Below are 14,102 nucleotides of genomic sequence, written 5' to 3'. Positions count from 1 at the left end.
AACGGCGAAAGCGAGATGATGATGCCCGAAGGGGAAAGGGATGCAGTCCGGACCGTGACAGATTGCAGCCGGTTTGCTGAATTTACAATCCCAAATCCTTAAACCGCGAATACATGGACTGTGCGCCGTACAGTGCCGCCACCGGATTGTGCTGCAGTACCCGGTCCTTGACGATCATAACCGTTGTCGGAACCTTGCTGTGGCGCAGAAACAGGGTATCATGTCCGACGCACAGACCGATCACGATGTTGAAATCGCAGCCGTGCGCGGCAAGCGTCTTGGCCTGCATGATCGGGTTGCACATGGACTCGTGACCGCAGCCGCCGTTGAGCTTTTTCTCGTTCGGTACGCCGATCTCGGTCTTGTCCTGTGCACCGACCTTGCAGCCGACCGTGAAATATTCGATGCCCTTTGCCTTGAGAATACGGGCGAAGATAGAGGCCTCCCGCATCAGACCGACGCAGGACGCGATGCCGATCTTTTTGTAGCCCATGCGTTTGATGAACTCGATGGTTTCCTCAACACGGGTCAGGCGGCCGTAAAACTCGCCTTCAATGCACGCGGAGGTGCGGGCGATCAGACCCTGTTCCGGGTCATTGCGGTAGATTTCAAGTGTTTCCTCGAGCAGTGCCTTATCTACGTTCGTCGTCAGGCAGAACGGCGGGTACTGCTCCTCGCTGGCTGAACGGCAGCCGAGTCTGCTGCAGTCCGAGCAGCTGTGTGTGCATTTCAGTTCCGACATAATCCTTTCCTCCCTGTAAAAACGTTATGCCTTTGCGTTTGTGTCCTGTGCGGGCTTGGTGATTTTGCCGCTGCAGCAGTCGTCCTCAGCCTCGGCGGCTGCTGCCGGCTGGAAGCTGACAGAGGAGGCCTTTGTGGATTTAGTGGCGGTATCGGTGGAAGCGTCGCTCTCCGGTGCATCCGGAACATCATCGAAGAAGATATATGCATTGTCTGCGAACTTGGTCGCATCGGTGCCTTCCTTGAGCACGCCAATCTGGGTCAGCTCCTCGGCGTTCTGCTTGAGTGCGTCATAGCCGCCCTGAACCGAAGGCTTGTAGTTGTAGGTCTTGAGAATCTGTGCGCAGAAGTCCGCGTCGCCGGAGACATACTCTTTTTCGGTGATGATCTTTGCGGTCTCGTCCGGGTTTTCCTGTACCCACTGAGATGCCTTCTGTACGGCACGTGTGAAGGCTGCTGCAGCCTTCGGGTTCTCCTCAGCCAGCTTGCTGGTGACGAATGCTGCGCAGCAGTACTCGTCCTTGTACTCGGGATCGGTTGCGGTGTCGATGAGAGCGGTCAGACCGTACTGCTCCTCTGCAATAGAAGCCGCCGGGTCGCCGAGTGCGATTGCGTCAACGGCACTGTTCTGCAGTGCCTGTGCCAGATCGTTGCGGGAGTAAACCGAGAATTCAACCTCCATGTTCTGGTCGGTCACGCCGATGCCTGCCGCGCTCAGCGAGCGCTTGGAGATAACGGTTGCCGCGTCAGCCAGACCGGGTACGCCGATCTTCTTGCCCTTGAGGTCGGCAATGCTCTTGATATCGCTGTCGCCGGGCACGAGCAGCTTGGTGCAGCCGGTGTGGATGCCGGTGGTGAACTTGATGGGCAGGCCGTTTTCCAGCGGCTGGAGCATTTTGCCGATCAGGCCCATGCCGACATCAACCTGATCCGCGCCGATGGCCTCGGAAACGTGTGCTGCGTCAACCGTTACCTGCTCAATGTCCAGACCTTCGTCCTCAAAGTAGCCGTTCTCAATCGCGATGTACATCGGTGCGGCACAGAGAGAAGGAGAGTAGATCAGACGCAGGTGGGTTGCGCCGGAATCTACTGCCGCGGAAGCGTCCGAATTGCTGCTTGAGCCGCCGCAGGCGGTAAGCGAGAGTGTCAGTGCAGCTGCGAGAAGTCCGCTTGCCACTCGAAATAAAATACCGTTCTTTTTCATGGATTTCTGTCCTTTCAAGGGAAATGTATAATAAAAGTGATAATAATGAACGAGAGTTCTTTAATACGATCTTAAATGTAGTAGTTGGGCTCTTTGATTGTGCCGCCGTAATGGAGCTGACGAAGGATCTCTGCACGGTAGTGAAGAAAATCCTCCGAGCTGCGTGCTCTCGGGCGGGCAAGCCGGATATCCAGCGTGCCGGTGATGCGTCCCGGTCGGGGTGTCATAACGACCACCTTGTCCGAAAGATACACGGCCTCATCCACATCATGCGTTACCATGATGGCGGTCATGCCGGTTTCCTTCCAGATGCGCAGAATCTCGTCCTGCATGTTCATGCGGGTGAAGGCATCGAGTGCACCGAGCGGCTCATCGAGCAGGAGCACCTTGGGCTTGCCAACGAGTGCTCTTGCGAGAGACGCGCGCTGGCACATGCCGCCGGAAAGCTGGTGCGGATACGAATGCTCGAAGTCCTTGAGGCCGACCATCTCGATAAATTCGTCTACGCGGTCCTTTTCCTGCTTGTAGATGCCACGGGCGCGCAGACCGAACGCGATGTTATCGTAAATCGACAGCCACGGGAACAGCGTGTGCTCCTGAAACATGAATCCGCGGTCTGCACCGGGGGCCTTGATAGGTGTACCGTCCAGCGTCAGGCTGCCGTCATCCATCGGAATCAGACCGGAGATCAAACGCAGCAGCGTGGACTTGCCGCAGCCGGACGGTCCGATCAGCGAAACAAACGAACCGGCGGGAATATCGAGCGAAACATTGTCGAGAGCGGTAATGCGCTCTCCGGTGGGATTGACAAAATGCTTGGATACACCCGAAATCGAAATACTTCCTACCATTTGATAACTCCTTTCTGCCATGCGAGCACGCGGTCGCGGAACTTGAACAGCAGCGTGATGAGAATGAAGAAGGTGACTGCAATGATGATCAGTCCGGCATATACGTTGGCATATGCCATCATTTCCTTCTGCCAGTTGATGTACCAGCCGATGCCGTACTTGGCGCCGAGCATTTCGGCGGTGACCAGCGTGATGAACGACGAGCAGGTGCCGTTGAACAGGCCGAGGAACATATGCGGCATAGCCGCCGGAATGCCGACCTTGGCAATGCGGTAGAAGCTGCCCGCGCCAAGCGTCGAGGAGACTTCAAAGTACGAGTTGGGGATGGAAGCGATGCCGCTGCTGGTGAGCACGGTAGTCGGGAACCACACAGCCAGCGCAATCAGGAAGGCACTGGCGGAAACCGCAGTCGGGAAAGCGATGAGCACCAGCGGGATCCATGCGGTGGACGGGATCGGGCCGAGCACGCGGACGAGCGGCTGTACCCAGTAGGCGAAGGTCTTGTTGAAGCCGATAGCGATACCGGTCAGCACGCCGACAACCGCACCGCCGAGCCAGCCGAAGAACAGCAGGCGTGCGGAGTATGCAAGGCAGGTCGCGAGGAACGCGCTGTCCTCAACGAGAACGCCGAACACACGGTCGAGCGAGGGAAAGTACAGCACCGGCAGAATCGCAAACTTGGCGGTCAGCAGGTTGAGGATGTTCAGCACCAGAACCGCTCCTGCATAGAACAGTGCGCTGTACGACAGCTTATCGCGTACCTTGGTGTTGCCGAGCGATATCAGCAGGGCAATCACATACACGGCCAGTCCGATGAGCAGCGCCCATGTAAAATAAGGATGTTCTGCGGCAGGATGCTGCGCGGAATCCGGCAGCAGAATATCGCAGGCGAGCGCCAGCAGAATGGAGAGAACTGGCAGTGATTTGACAAAATGCTTCACAAGGGAGAACTCCTTTCGACAAAAAATGGCAGAAGACGTATGCCTTCCGCCAGGATGGTTTATGCGCGTTATTCGCACATTCGCCAGGTCACAAGGGAACGCATACACGAGCAGCGGTGCATACACATACAGCAGCGATTCATACAGTACATTCGGCTCATGACAGGTTCTCCTTTCAATTCATATAAATCCTATCGGGTTTCAGTGATTGAAAGTATAGACTTGAATATCCTAATTGTCAATAGGAATACTGTGATTTTGGATAGTATGCCAAAAACGATTTGTCTGAAAGGGAGAATTTGTCGCTTTGCATAAAGAACCGCAGCAGCAGGATTTCTTATGGGATCGGGTGGCTGAATCCGCGCTTTTGTGCTACAATATTTACAGGTGATGGATATGATTTTTAAACCGCGTCCGCTCAGCAGAACCATGCTGGATGACGCTTCGCTTGTCCGCGATAAGCAGCACTGCCGCCGGATCGGTCCGTGCGGTGTTGGTCGTCGGGCATTATATTTGAACAGTTATTTTATTGACCGGCATTATTATGTGCCGTTTTCCGCCATTACGCGGGCATTTAAGTTTATAGAAGAAGGCACCGGCGGTGTCCGGGGTGTGCTTGCAGGCAGAGCCTGTCTGCTTGTGGAGTATGACGGCGGCATGCAGCAGGTGTGCTGTTTCAAGTACGAGGATCAGATTGACGAGCTGCTGCGCGTGCTGCACAAGATGCATCCGGAGATTCCGTGCGTCAGCGAGGAAGAGGAGGCTGAACTCGAGGTCGAGTACGAGCGCCGGAGGGCGGAAGAACGCCGACGACCGCCGCTCAGCATGCGCGCCGAGCGGGAGATTGAGGAGCTGGAGAATGCGATCGCGTACCTCGAGCGCAAGCCCGAGCTGTACAAGCGGCTCAGTCGTGCAGCCAAACGGCGGCGCAACTACCAGAGCAGGAGCGCGGGATACCGCTGGGCGGCTGCAGCGATCATGGTGCTTGGGGCGGCGGCGCTGATTTACGGCGTGGTGTCGCTCGTGTGCCGCGGTTTCTCCGGCGGATACCTGCTGCTGTGTCTGTTGGCGGCAGTTTTCCTGTTTGGCGGATGGCGCCTGCTGCCGACGGCGCGCAACAACAATGCGGCTGTTCTGCGCGGGGATAAGCAGGCGCGGGTACAGATGCAGAACTATATCGACCGTTTTCCGGCATTTCCGCTGCCCGCACGGTACGCGCATCCGATCGTGCTGCGCCGTATGCAGCAGGCCATCGCGGAAGGCCATGCGCTGAACGTCATGGAGGCGCTTGAGGTCGTCAAGACCGATCTGCAGACCATGAATGCGGATATGCAGGTCTCGCAGGAGGAATACGCCGAGATTTCTACGATCAAGCCGCTGTTTCTGAATGCGGATTATAAGTAAGAAATCCGGCCTGAGGCTTGCAAAGCTGTTGACAACGGTATGGTTTCTCCCGTATAATAAATGCAGTAAAATGAAGTCGAAAAAGAGGGGATGGACGGATATGCTGTGTAAAAACAGAACATGCGGCGTTCCGTTGAATCAAACAGGAAAACGATGAAAACCAAGGACCTTCTGCCCGCAAAAATGGCAGTCGGTCCCTTTTTTTAGGGAGGAAACTGATATGATCGAAAATTGGAATGACGTCCATATCGTACCGGAATTCAGCGATCAGGGTGTAGACTGCTACCGTCTGGCAGGCGGTAGCTTTGTCAATGAATACTACATCGTCTCGGAGGCCGAGACCCGCAAGCTGATGAACCATCCGGAGGTTGTCGGCTACGAGGTGTATGCGTCGCTCGTGACAGCTACCTCGCAGATGATGTACTACCTTAAGGAGCAGAAAAAGATCACTTCGGCGAACATTCTGTCCATTCTGCGCGGCGCACTCAACTATCCGCTCGAGGAAAGCTGCTACAAGGAGCACATTCGCGTGCATGACATCAGCTTTATGTCCAGCGAGCGCGTGTTTGGCGAGAATGATGAGATGTCGCTCGATATCAAGTACTGCAAGCTGACCATGGTGCCCAACAGCACGCTGATGATCGGCGATATCATCGCCTCGGGCGAGACGCTTGTGCAGTGCCTGCGCTATGTCACCGACTATTACCGCAAGCAGGGCGCCAAGCTGCGCAACATTCTGCTGTTTACCATCGGCGGTACGCAGGGCATTGAGATCCTCGAAAAGCTGACCAGGGAAATCCGTACCTACTGGCCGGACTTTGAGGGCTTCATCACCGTGTACTACGAGGGCGTTTTCAGCTGCTACGAGGAAGGCGACAAGGGCGTTTCCGGTATCAACCGTGCGCTTATCGACTTTTACTGGAAGGGCGGCATTGTGGCGCCGGAGTTCCGCCGTCAGACGCTTTCCATGCAGAATCCGCTGTTTGAGAAGTGCACGATCTACGATGGCGGCGCACGCCGTTACGAAATCCACGAGCATATTGAAGAGGTGCTGGAATTCTGGAACGGTATTCTCGCGCGTGCCGACAAGATCGACAAGCAGGCACTGCTGGAGGAAAAGCTGGGTCATGCGCTGCCGATTTCCTATGAGGACTGGCTGAAGGACTGCCATTATGAAAAACTGGACGCAAAGCTGACGCGCTGGCTGTATCAGCAGGAGCGCGGCTTTGTCGAGAGCCTGAAGGACGTAACGCTGGAGGAGATCGCGCGTCAGCGCATTGATGAGTTCACCACGACGCTCAAAAAGTACATTCTTTGAAAACACAAAAAGGGGATAAGAATCTATGAAAAATGACAACACACCGGTCGATATCGACTTTGCGGAAGCGGCCGTGCCGCATTATGCGCGCCGCGGCATCGTAACCATGTTCATGATCATGCTGGGCTTCACCTTCTTCTCGGCCAGCATGTGGGTCGGCAAGGAGCTGGCGGACGGACTGGATTTCGGCGGCTTTATCATCTCCATGATCATCGGCGGCCTGATCCTGAGCCTGTACACCGGTCTGCTCGGTTATGTCGGCGCGGAAACCGGCATGAGCCTTGACCTGCTGGCACGCAAAGCCTTTGGTGTAAAAGGCTCGTACCTGCCGAGCGCGATGATCTCGTTTACGCAGATCGGCTGGTTCGGCGTCGGTATCGCCATGTTTGCCATTCCGGTTGCAAACGAGCTGCTCGGCGGCAGCACAGCGGCTGAATGGGTGCTCGTTATCATTGCGGGTGTGTGCATGACGGCCTCGGCGTATTTCGGCATCAAATCGTTGACGCTCATCAGTTATATTGCGGTTCCGCTGGTTGCAATCCTGGGTACGGTTGCCATGGTGATGGCGGTCAAACAGGGCAACGGCACGCTGATTGATCAGTTTGCCAAGTCCAGCGGTACGCTGACCGTTGTCGGCGGCGCCGGTCTGGTTATCGGCTCGTTTGTCTCCGGCGGCACGGCAACGCCGAACTTCTCCCGCTTTGCCCGCAACGGCAAGGTTGGTGCGATCACGACCGTTGTCGCGTTCTTTATCGGCAACTCGCTGATGTTCTTCTTCGGCGGTATTTCGTCGGTCTATGTCGGCGGCAATGATATTTTTGAGGTTATGATCAACCTCGGTCTGTTCTATCTGGCGATTCTGGTCCTCGGTCTCAACATCTGGACCACGAACGATAATGCACTGTACTCGGCCGGTCTGGGTCTGGCGAACATTTTCGGCCAGAGAAAGAAGCCGATGGTGCTGGTTTCCGGTATTATCGGCACCGTGCTTGCAGTCTGGCTGTACTGGAATTTCACCGGCTGGCTGAATATCCTCAACTGCACGCTGCCGCCGGTCGGCATCATTCTGGTGATGAGCTTCTTCATGGACCGTGAGAAGTACAAGGACGTTGAAGTGACCGAAAACGTCAACTGGTTTGCGGTTTTCGGCGTTGTGCTGGGCGCTGTGGTGGCAAATCTGGTCCCGTGGGGTATCGCATCCATCAACGGCATGATCGTTGCCGCTGTGTGCTATCTGGTCGGCAGCAAGGCGAAAAAGTAAGCAGAATCAAAGAAATCCTCGGTTTAACCCAAGGTCAGCCGAACTTGCTGACCTTGCGGTTTGATCGGGGATTTTTTATTTTTGCAAATGCCTCGTTCAGCATGGTCTCAGTACCGGACGGTCTGAAATCGTGTAGCTGACCAGATCGCTGCTGTGCAAAATGGGGGAGAAACAGAAAAGGCCTGACAGCGCAGGCCTTTTCCAAAAGAGGGGTGAATTCGGGCGGTTGGGGTATCAGGAACGCCCGAAGGATCAGTTCTGATTTTTCTCGTCGTGCCGCTTGACCACGCGGATGCCGATCGTCAGCAGCACGGCGGAAATGATGGCTGTGGTGAGGACAAAGCCGACCTGCAAGGTAAACAGAAACCGATCGGCCAGCATGACCGTGCAGATCAGCACGCTGCCGAGCGCTTCGAGCTGAAGGCCGCGCCGACGCGATAACTTAGAAAGCATATGCTCGGCCTCCTTTTACTGAACGCCCATTGCCGCCAGAATGACGCGCATGATGACAAGGCTGATAGCCGCGTCAAGCAGGCAGACGGCGATGAGCAGCGGATGCCACTTCTTGTTCGTGTCGGTTACGAGCACGATGCGCGCATAGTGTCCGATGAGCGTGCCCATCAGGATACATGCCGGGAGCATCATGGAGGCCTGACCGAGCGTCAGAGCGCCTGCCTCATACATGGAAGCGGCGGTCGCACAGCCGGAGGCCTTGGCGAAGAACGCCGAGATCAGAACCGCGAAAGCCTCGCCCGGCAGACCGAACAGTCCCATGACCGGCGACATGACCGTGCCGAGAATGTCCATCAGACCGGTCTCCTTCAGAATGTACACCAGTACATAGCCGAGGATCATCGCAGGGGTGATATTTTCAATGCCGACCTTGAAGCCCTTTGCGCAGCCCTTGAGGAAGGTATCTACGATTGAAGGTTTCTTTGCCTTTGCGGGTGCGGCCGCAGCCGCTGTATTGGTTGCCTGATTGCTCATTTCCGTTACCTCCTTATGCCTTGCCGCGCTTTGCACGCAGAATCAGGCGGACGATGTTTGCGCCGATCAGCTTGCAGACGAACATGATGACGATGCACGGACCGAGTGCCACCGGGCAGATCGCCACGAGCGGTGCGCCGCCGGTGATGGTGTTGTTGATGCACGCCGAGCCTGCGTACTGATACGCTACGAAAATCGTGCGCTCGTCGTCCGTAATCTCGCCGTCCTCGTACAGCTCACGGGTCATGACGGCCGCAACGTCCGAACCGGTAAAGCTCGAGATGAATGCGATGCCGCACTTGCCCGGGATGCCGAGCAGCGGACGGAGCAGGGGACGAAACAGGATATCCGACGCCTTGAATGCGCCGAGCTGCTCGAATACACCGAGCAGGCCGCAGAAGAACATGACCGCCGGAATCAGATTGAAGCCTGCCATGAAGCCGTCTTTCGCGCCGGTGCCGCCCTTGCCGATGAGGTTCGCGCCTGTGTCGCCGATCTGTCCGAACGAGCCTGCCAGATTAGTAAAGTCAAGCACCTTGATCGGTCCTTCCGCCGTGCGGAACGCACCGGAGAGCACGAGAATGAGGACGATCAGTGCCAGCCATGCGCCGATACCGATCTTTTCCTTGTTTTCTGCCTGTTTCTCTTTGTTTGCCATGAGTTTATACCTCCTTATCCCTTTTGCGCCGCCGCTTATTCGGCAGCCTTTGCAAAATCGTCGTTCAGCGTATACGCTGCGCACGCCGCAAGCACGCTGCGCTGAAACAGCGATTCTACTTCCGCATATTCGTTCGGGGTGTGATTGCCCTCGCCGCGCACGCCCATGCCGCATACCGTCGGCACGCCGCACGCTACCGTGATGCCGGAGTCCGACAGACCGCCGACCTGGAAGCAGTCGATCTCACCGAAGCCGCAGTCCTGCGCGGTGCGCTGCAAATGACGGAACAGCGCCATCACGCCATCGGTTGTGTCCATGCACTGCATGACGCGGCTCAGATCGAGCTCCGCCGTAGTATCCGGCACTGAATTATGCTCGGTCGCGCGGTGCAGAATTTCAAAAATCTCATCGCGCACCTCTGCATTCGGGAAACGGATGCCGATGCGCACCTCGCACGAGTCGGGGATGGTGTTCTCACCGATGCCGCCGTCCACCATGCCGCAGTTCATCAGCCTGCCGCGCATGATGTCGTTTTGCGACTCGATCTCGACGATCTTGTGCGCTGCCTCGAGCACCGCCGAGCGGCCCTTCTCCGGCGCAATGCCCGAGTGGGATGCTCTGCCGTGAATCTTGATGCTGACCGGGCCGCCGCCCTTGCGGCCGACCACGAAGCGGTTGTCCATGTAGCCGGTCTCGAAGTTGAACGCCGCGAGCGCGCCTGCCGCCTCTTCTGCGAAGATCTCCTTCGCGTCCGAACGCATATGCAGGTTTTCCTCGTCGCTTGCGAAGATGAACTTGATCGGGCGTTCCTTCCAGTCCACGCTGTCAAGCGCCTTGACCGTGTACAGTGCCATGACCAGACCGGCCTTCATATCCAGCACGCCGGGGCCGTGCGCCATGCCGTTCTCGTCTACGCGGAACGGATTTTCCTTCGCCGCGCCCTCCTTGAACACGGTGTCCATGTGGCCGATGAGCAGAAGCGGCGCTTTAGAGCTGCCGGGGTTCCATTCGCCGATGAGCATGTCACCGGAGTTCTGAATGGCGCGGACACGGGTGTGGATGCCGGCGTTCTCCATCTCGCGGCGCAGGATGCTGCAAACCGCGTTCACGCCGTCGATTTGCGTCGTGCCGCTCTCCGTGTTCACCAGCTCGCGCCAAAGATTCAGCATCGGCTGTCGGTTCTCGTCGATGTACTGGCGGATCTGCGTGTAAATTTGCTCCATTTTCGTATACCTCCTCTATTGAAAGCCCGTTGTGCCGGGGCTCAGTTCACAGCATCTTCACCGCCGCGCCTGCAATGAGTACGGACACGATGGTAACGGTGACGAAGCCTGCCGTCAGCATTTTCGGCAGCAGGAAATTCAAAATCGCTTTCTTTTCCTTCTCGTTTCGTCCGAACGCCTCGGAGACCTCCTGCGGAATGAGCATGGTGGTCGGGAAGCCGAACGTGCAGCTGATGCCGTAGGCCGCCGCAAGGCTGACCGGTATGTGCAGCAGCTTAGCGCACAGCAGCGCGGCCGCCATGGTTCCGAAAACGCCGCAGGCCGCTGCGGTCAGCAGCGCAGGCAGAACGGACAGCACCTGATTCGGCGTGGTCTGCGCCAGATTGGAAAAGATCAGAATGGTGACGAAAAACGTGATCAGGCTGGAGGCCTGCGTTTTTCCGAGGATGTTTTTATCGAGGAAACCCAGTGCGAAGAACACCGCGCCCATGATAAGGCACATGACGAAGTAGTGAACCGCACCGCCGGTCAGCTTGGACGCATAGTATGCGATGACCGCAACGACTGCCAGCTTGGCGAAATACATCGAAGGACGCTCGCAGCATTTCGGCAGATGCAGCGGACCGTGATGCGTCGCGTCGTTTTCCTCCTGTAAAGTGCTGTACTGCTCCACGAGCACCGCGTCATCGCGGATGAGCTTTGCGGTGCGCCGCAGCAGAAGGGACGCGATCGGTACGCCGATGAACTTCTGCGTCACGTAAAGCACGATGCAGAACGTCGCCGCCGTCGAGAGGTTCATCTCCTTGAGCGTGCTCGTCATGATGAGCGTTGCCGCGCTGCCGCCTGCGAAGATCGGTGCACCGGCGATCGCCATCTCGCTGCCAATGAACGGTCGTCCAATCAGTACGATTGCTGCAACTGCGCCGCACACGCCGCACAGCGCGGTGACGACTACCTTCCACTGCCGACGCAGCTCCGCGAAGTCGATCGTCGTGCCGAGCGACACGATGAGCAGACCGGCAATGATGTTGCCGAACCCGGTGATCTGCGCATCGTCGATCAGTGTGCGCGGCAGGATGCCGCTCCAGAAGCCTGCAAGCAGCAGGATTGCAATGCTGAGCACCGTGGAGAATATTGCTTTGGTCTTCTGCGCAATCAGATCGCTGACTGCGTAGATGCAGAATAGAATCGCAAGTGCGCTGATCGGTGTCATAAGCCTCATTCCTTTCTGTGGCTATACCGTATCATAAATTTGTTATGCCTGTCCAAATCATAAAAGTTATAGTGACGTTATAACCGAAACGGAATAGTATTCCTGTACAGTTTCACGCCCGCTTTTCATGAAAAACAGACAAAAGAATAGGCGCTGTGACTAAATCACAGCGCCCTTGCTTTGACACTATTCAGTATATCATTCTGCAGTTTTTTGTCCATTCTGCTTTTGTTATAACCCAGTCATAACAAAACGGAATATCCCGTTATAACCCTCGAAACGTCTTATTTCGCTTTTTTCGGGTAAAGCTCCTCCAGCATCTTCACAAATGCCTGTGCTTCTGTGCTCAGCATTTCTCGGCTGCGCTGAATCCAGCCTACATTGATCTGTACTTGACAGTTTCGGATTGGAATGGTGCGGATGCCGTACTCCGCGAAGTCCGGCGCGCTCAGTCCCGGACCGAGGCGAACCACATCGGTCGAGCGCAGCAGCGACAGGATGGCCGCGCTGTCGTTGACGTAAACAACACGCTTGAACTGCTCGAGACGCACGCCGTCGATCTCCAGATAAAAGCTCAGATTGGAGAAATAATCGTCCGGAAGGCGGACGAACGGATGGGGCAGGAGCTGCTCCATCGTCACCTCAGACGCATGATACAGCGGATGGTTCGGACCGAGGTTTGCGTACCAGGTGTCCGTGCCCAGCGCGTGGAATTGAATGTTTTTGAACTTCAGCATGTGCTTGAGCTCCTTCACCTGCACGTTGTTGCTCATCACAAAGCCAATCTCTGCTTCGCCGTGCTCCACGCTCTCGATCACCTGCTGCAGACGGTTTTCCACCAGCTTGAGCGCCACGCGGTTATCGTGGTAATCGTTGTAGAACTTCGCCATCAGACGCCCCATTGTGATGATTGGATAGGAGGCAATAGACAGCACCGGTGCGTGTTCTTTCTCCGATAAGCCCTGAATGAGCTCCATCTGGTTAATGATCGTGCGCGCGTACTGGTAGAGCTTTTTTCCCTCGTCAGTCAGCACGACACCCTTGTTCGTGCGGTTGAAAATACGCACCTTGAGCTCGTTTTCCAGATTGCTGATGGCCTTGCTCAGGTTCGGCTGCGTGACGAACAGCTTCTCCGCGGCCTTGTTGATGCTGCCCTGCTCCGCAATGGCGACAAAGTAGGTAAGCTGCTGAATTTGCATAACTCTTTTCCTCTTTTGCTTGTAGTATCTTCAGTATAGCATATTCGGGCGGAAAATGTCAGATGATCTTGAGGAGGGAATACCGCGGAAATGGACGAAAACCATTTGAATATTCTCGGCGTGCGCGATAGTGGCAGCTATGTGTTATAAAAGGTTAGGCAGCAGTCTTGCTCCCGGCGCCGCGCGCACACACTTCCTGCGAGACTACATCATGGGCCGTATTTGACACCTTTATGTTTGCACGTAGGCATGATGAAAAGTAATCGAAACTGCTTGCGAGGGAGGCGATTTTGCACGCATATAGGTGTGATATTGACTGTAATGAACCTCGTGCATTCCATACCATACAGAAATATATTTCGGCATTTACGCAAATAGCATAAAAATATAACTAAATTCGGTAGCAGCATATACATCTCACGAGGGGAAACGTAAAATGAACAGTACGGAGCGGAAGAGAATTTGCTATTTTTCTGCTCCTTGTAAATGAAGTTATGCAGCTTGCAGAACTTAACTTTCTGGAAGCCATAGCTGCCGCATTGGTCTTGTTCCGGTGGAATTTTGTACTTTTCGGAATAGCGTTGTAATTCTTTATATGAGTGAATGGTTTTCTCCGACTCATTTATCACGGTTTTCAGGATTTCCTTGTTGCTGCCATTAACCTGCTCAGACAGGCCGCGCTTGAACTTCGCTCCCGAGCGGGACACCTCGAACCGAAGCATCGGCGCGTCATACTGTTCCAGCAAGTCCTCCTCCATCAGCTGAAATGTCTTGTCATAGACCGTCAATGTGGTCGTCTTGCAGCAAATACGCCACGAATGCACGTTCTTTTCCTTGTGATTGGGGAATTCTTTGCCGAATGTACACAGCTTGTACTGCTTCATGTACGGACTGCGGCGAATGACACGCAACGCCTCGTCAACCCAGTCCTGCGAGTTGGGGAAGTAGTCCAGACAGCAGTCAATGCGCGAAAGTGTCAGCTGCTCAAAATTGCAGTTCAGACCGATTTTATGCAGCAGCTTGGTCATTTCCTTGTCGAGCGAGTTGAGCTGTTTTTCTTCCGCGTGGAATACCTCCTTGGGTGAATATTTTCCGTGCAGCA

Annotated in this window: 14 protein-coding genes; 3 read left to right on the top strand and 11 right to left on the bottom strand. The window is 55.5% G+C overall.

The features are described from left to right. Positions 1 to 82: 82 nt before the first annotated feature. The 4 genes from ACWVX6_RS03700 to ACWVX6_RS03685 form a co-directional block, all read right to left on the bottom strand. Complete coding sequence (locus ACWVX6_RS03700) at positions 83 to 742, bottom strand: DUF1847 domain-containing protein (RefSeq protein ID WP_118761761.1); 660 nt, start codon at positions 740 to 742, stop codon at positions 83 to 85. A 24-nt stretch (positions 743 to 766) separates the two neighbouring features. Then, positions 767 to 1,945, bottom strand: coding sequence for an ABC transporter substrate-binding protein (locus ACWVX6_RS03695; RefSeq protein ID WP_455152385.1), 1,179 nt, complete (start codon positions 1,943 to 1,945; stop codon positions 767 to 769). 71 nt (positions 1,946 to 2,016) lie between these two features. Then, a complete protein-coding gene (locus ACWVX6_RS03690) occupies positions 2,017 to 2,796 on the bottom strand; it encodes an ABC transporter ATP-binding protein (protein ID WP_337535308.1) in 780 nt (259 codons plus the stop codon). Then, complete coding sequence (locus tag ACWVX6_RS03685; protein ID WP_118648147.1) at positions 2,790 to 3,737, bottom strand: ABC transporter permease; 948 nt, start codon at positions 3,735 to 3,737, stop codon at positions 2,790 to 2,792. Before ACWVX6_RS03685 ends, ACWVX6_RS03690 begins: the two co-directional genes overlap by 7 nt. Positions 3,738 to 4,133: 396 nt before the next feature. Between ACWVX6_RS03685 and ACWVX6_RS03680 the strand changes: the two genes are divergently transcribed. The 3 genes from ACWVX6_RS03680 (at position 4,134) to codB (ending at position 7,720) form a co-directional block, all read left to right on the top strand. Further along, a complete protein-coding gene (locus ACWVX6_RS03680; RefSeq protein ID WP_110436013.1) occupies positions 4,134 to 5,141 on the top strand; it encodes an ATPase P in 1,008 nt (335 codons plus the stop codon). A 220-nt stretch (positions 5,142 to 5,361) separates the two neighbouring features. Next, entirely contained in the window at positions 5,362 to 6,459 is a 1,098-nt protein-coding gene (locus ACWVX6_RS03675) for a hypothetical protein (RefSeq protein WP_192924471.1), read from the top strand. 25 nt (positions 6,460 to 6,484) lie between these two features. Next, positions 6,485 to 7,720, top strand: a complete 1,236-nt coding sequence (gene codB, locus ACWVX6_RS03670; RefSeq protein ID WP_455152384.1) for a cytosine permease — start codon at positions 6,485 to 6,487, stop codon at positions 7,718 to 7,720. A gap of 252 nt (positions 7,721 to 7,972) precedes the next feature. On the opposite strand, the gene ACWVX6_RS03665 is transcribed toward codB, so the two are convergent. The 7 genes from ACWVX6_RS03665 to ACWVX6_RS03635 all read right to left on the bottom strand — a co-directional run. After that, positions 7,973 to 8,173 carry a hypothetical protein gene (locus ACWVX6_RS03665; RefSeq protein ID WP_118761766.1) on the bottom strand — a complete coding sequence of 67 codons (201 nt, stop codon included), beginning with the start codon at positions 8,171 to 8,173 and terminating at the stop codon, positions 7,973 to 7,975. 15 nt (positions 8,174 to 8,188) lie between these two features. Further along, positions 8,189 to 8,707, bottom strand: a complete 519-nt coding sequence (locus ACWVX6_RS03660) for a nucleoside recognition domain-containing protein (protein WP_118361021.1) — start codon at positions 8,705 to 8,707, stop codon at positions 8,189 to 8,191. Between the two features lie 13 nt (positions 8,708 to 8,720). Then, entirely contained in the window at positions 8,721 to 9,365 is a 645-nt protein-coding gene (locus tag ACWVX6_RS03655; RefSeq protein WP_118480957.1) for a nucleoside recognition domain-containing protein, read from the bottom strand. 35 nt (positions 9,366 to 9,400) lie between these two features. Then, positions 9,401 to 10,588 carry a M20/M25/M40 family metallo-hydrolase gene (locus tag ACWVX6_RS03650; RefSeq protein ID WP_118761767.1) on the bottom strand — a complete coding sequence of 396 codons (1,188 nt, stop codon included), beginning with the start codon at positions 10,586 to 10,588 and terminating at the stop codon, positions 9,401 to 9,403. Between the two features lie 46 nt (positions 10,589 to 10,634). After that, entirely contained in the window at positions 10,635 to 11,801 is a 1,167-nt protein-coding gene (locus tag ACWVX6_RS03645; protein ID WP_455152383.1) for a hypothetical protein, read from the bottom strand. Positions 11,802 to 12,085: 284 nt separating this feature from the next. Continuing rightward, positions 12,086 to 13,000, bottom strand: a complete 915-nt coding sequence (locus ACWVX6_RS03640; protein ID WP_118761769.1) for a LysR family transcriptional regulator — start codon at positions 12,998 to 13,000, stop codon at positions 12,086 to 12,088. Between the two features lie 209 nt (positions 13,001 to 13,209). Continuing rightward, a partial coding sequence (locus ACWVX6_RS03635) for a hypothetical protein (RefSeq protein WP_455152382.1) occupies positions 13,210 to 14,102 on the bottom strand: 893 nt, incomplete at its 5' end.

It is taken from the genome of Butyricicoccus sp., assembly GCF_977037065.1.
The sequence above is the reverse complement of the archived record's forward strand: the minus strand, read 5'-3'. Positions and strand labels throughout refer to the sequence as shown.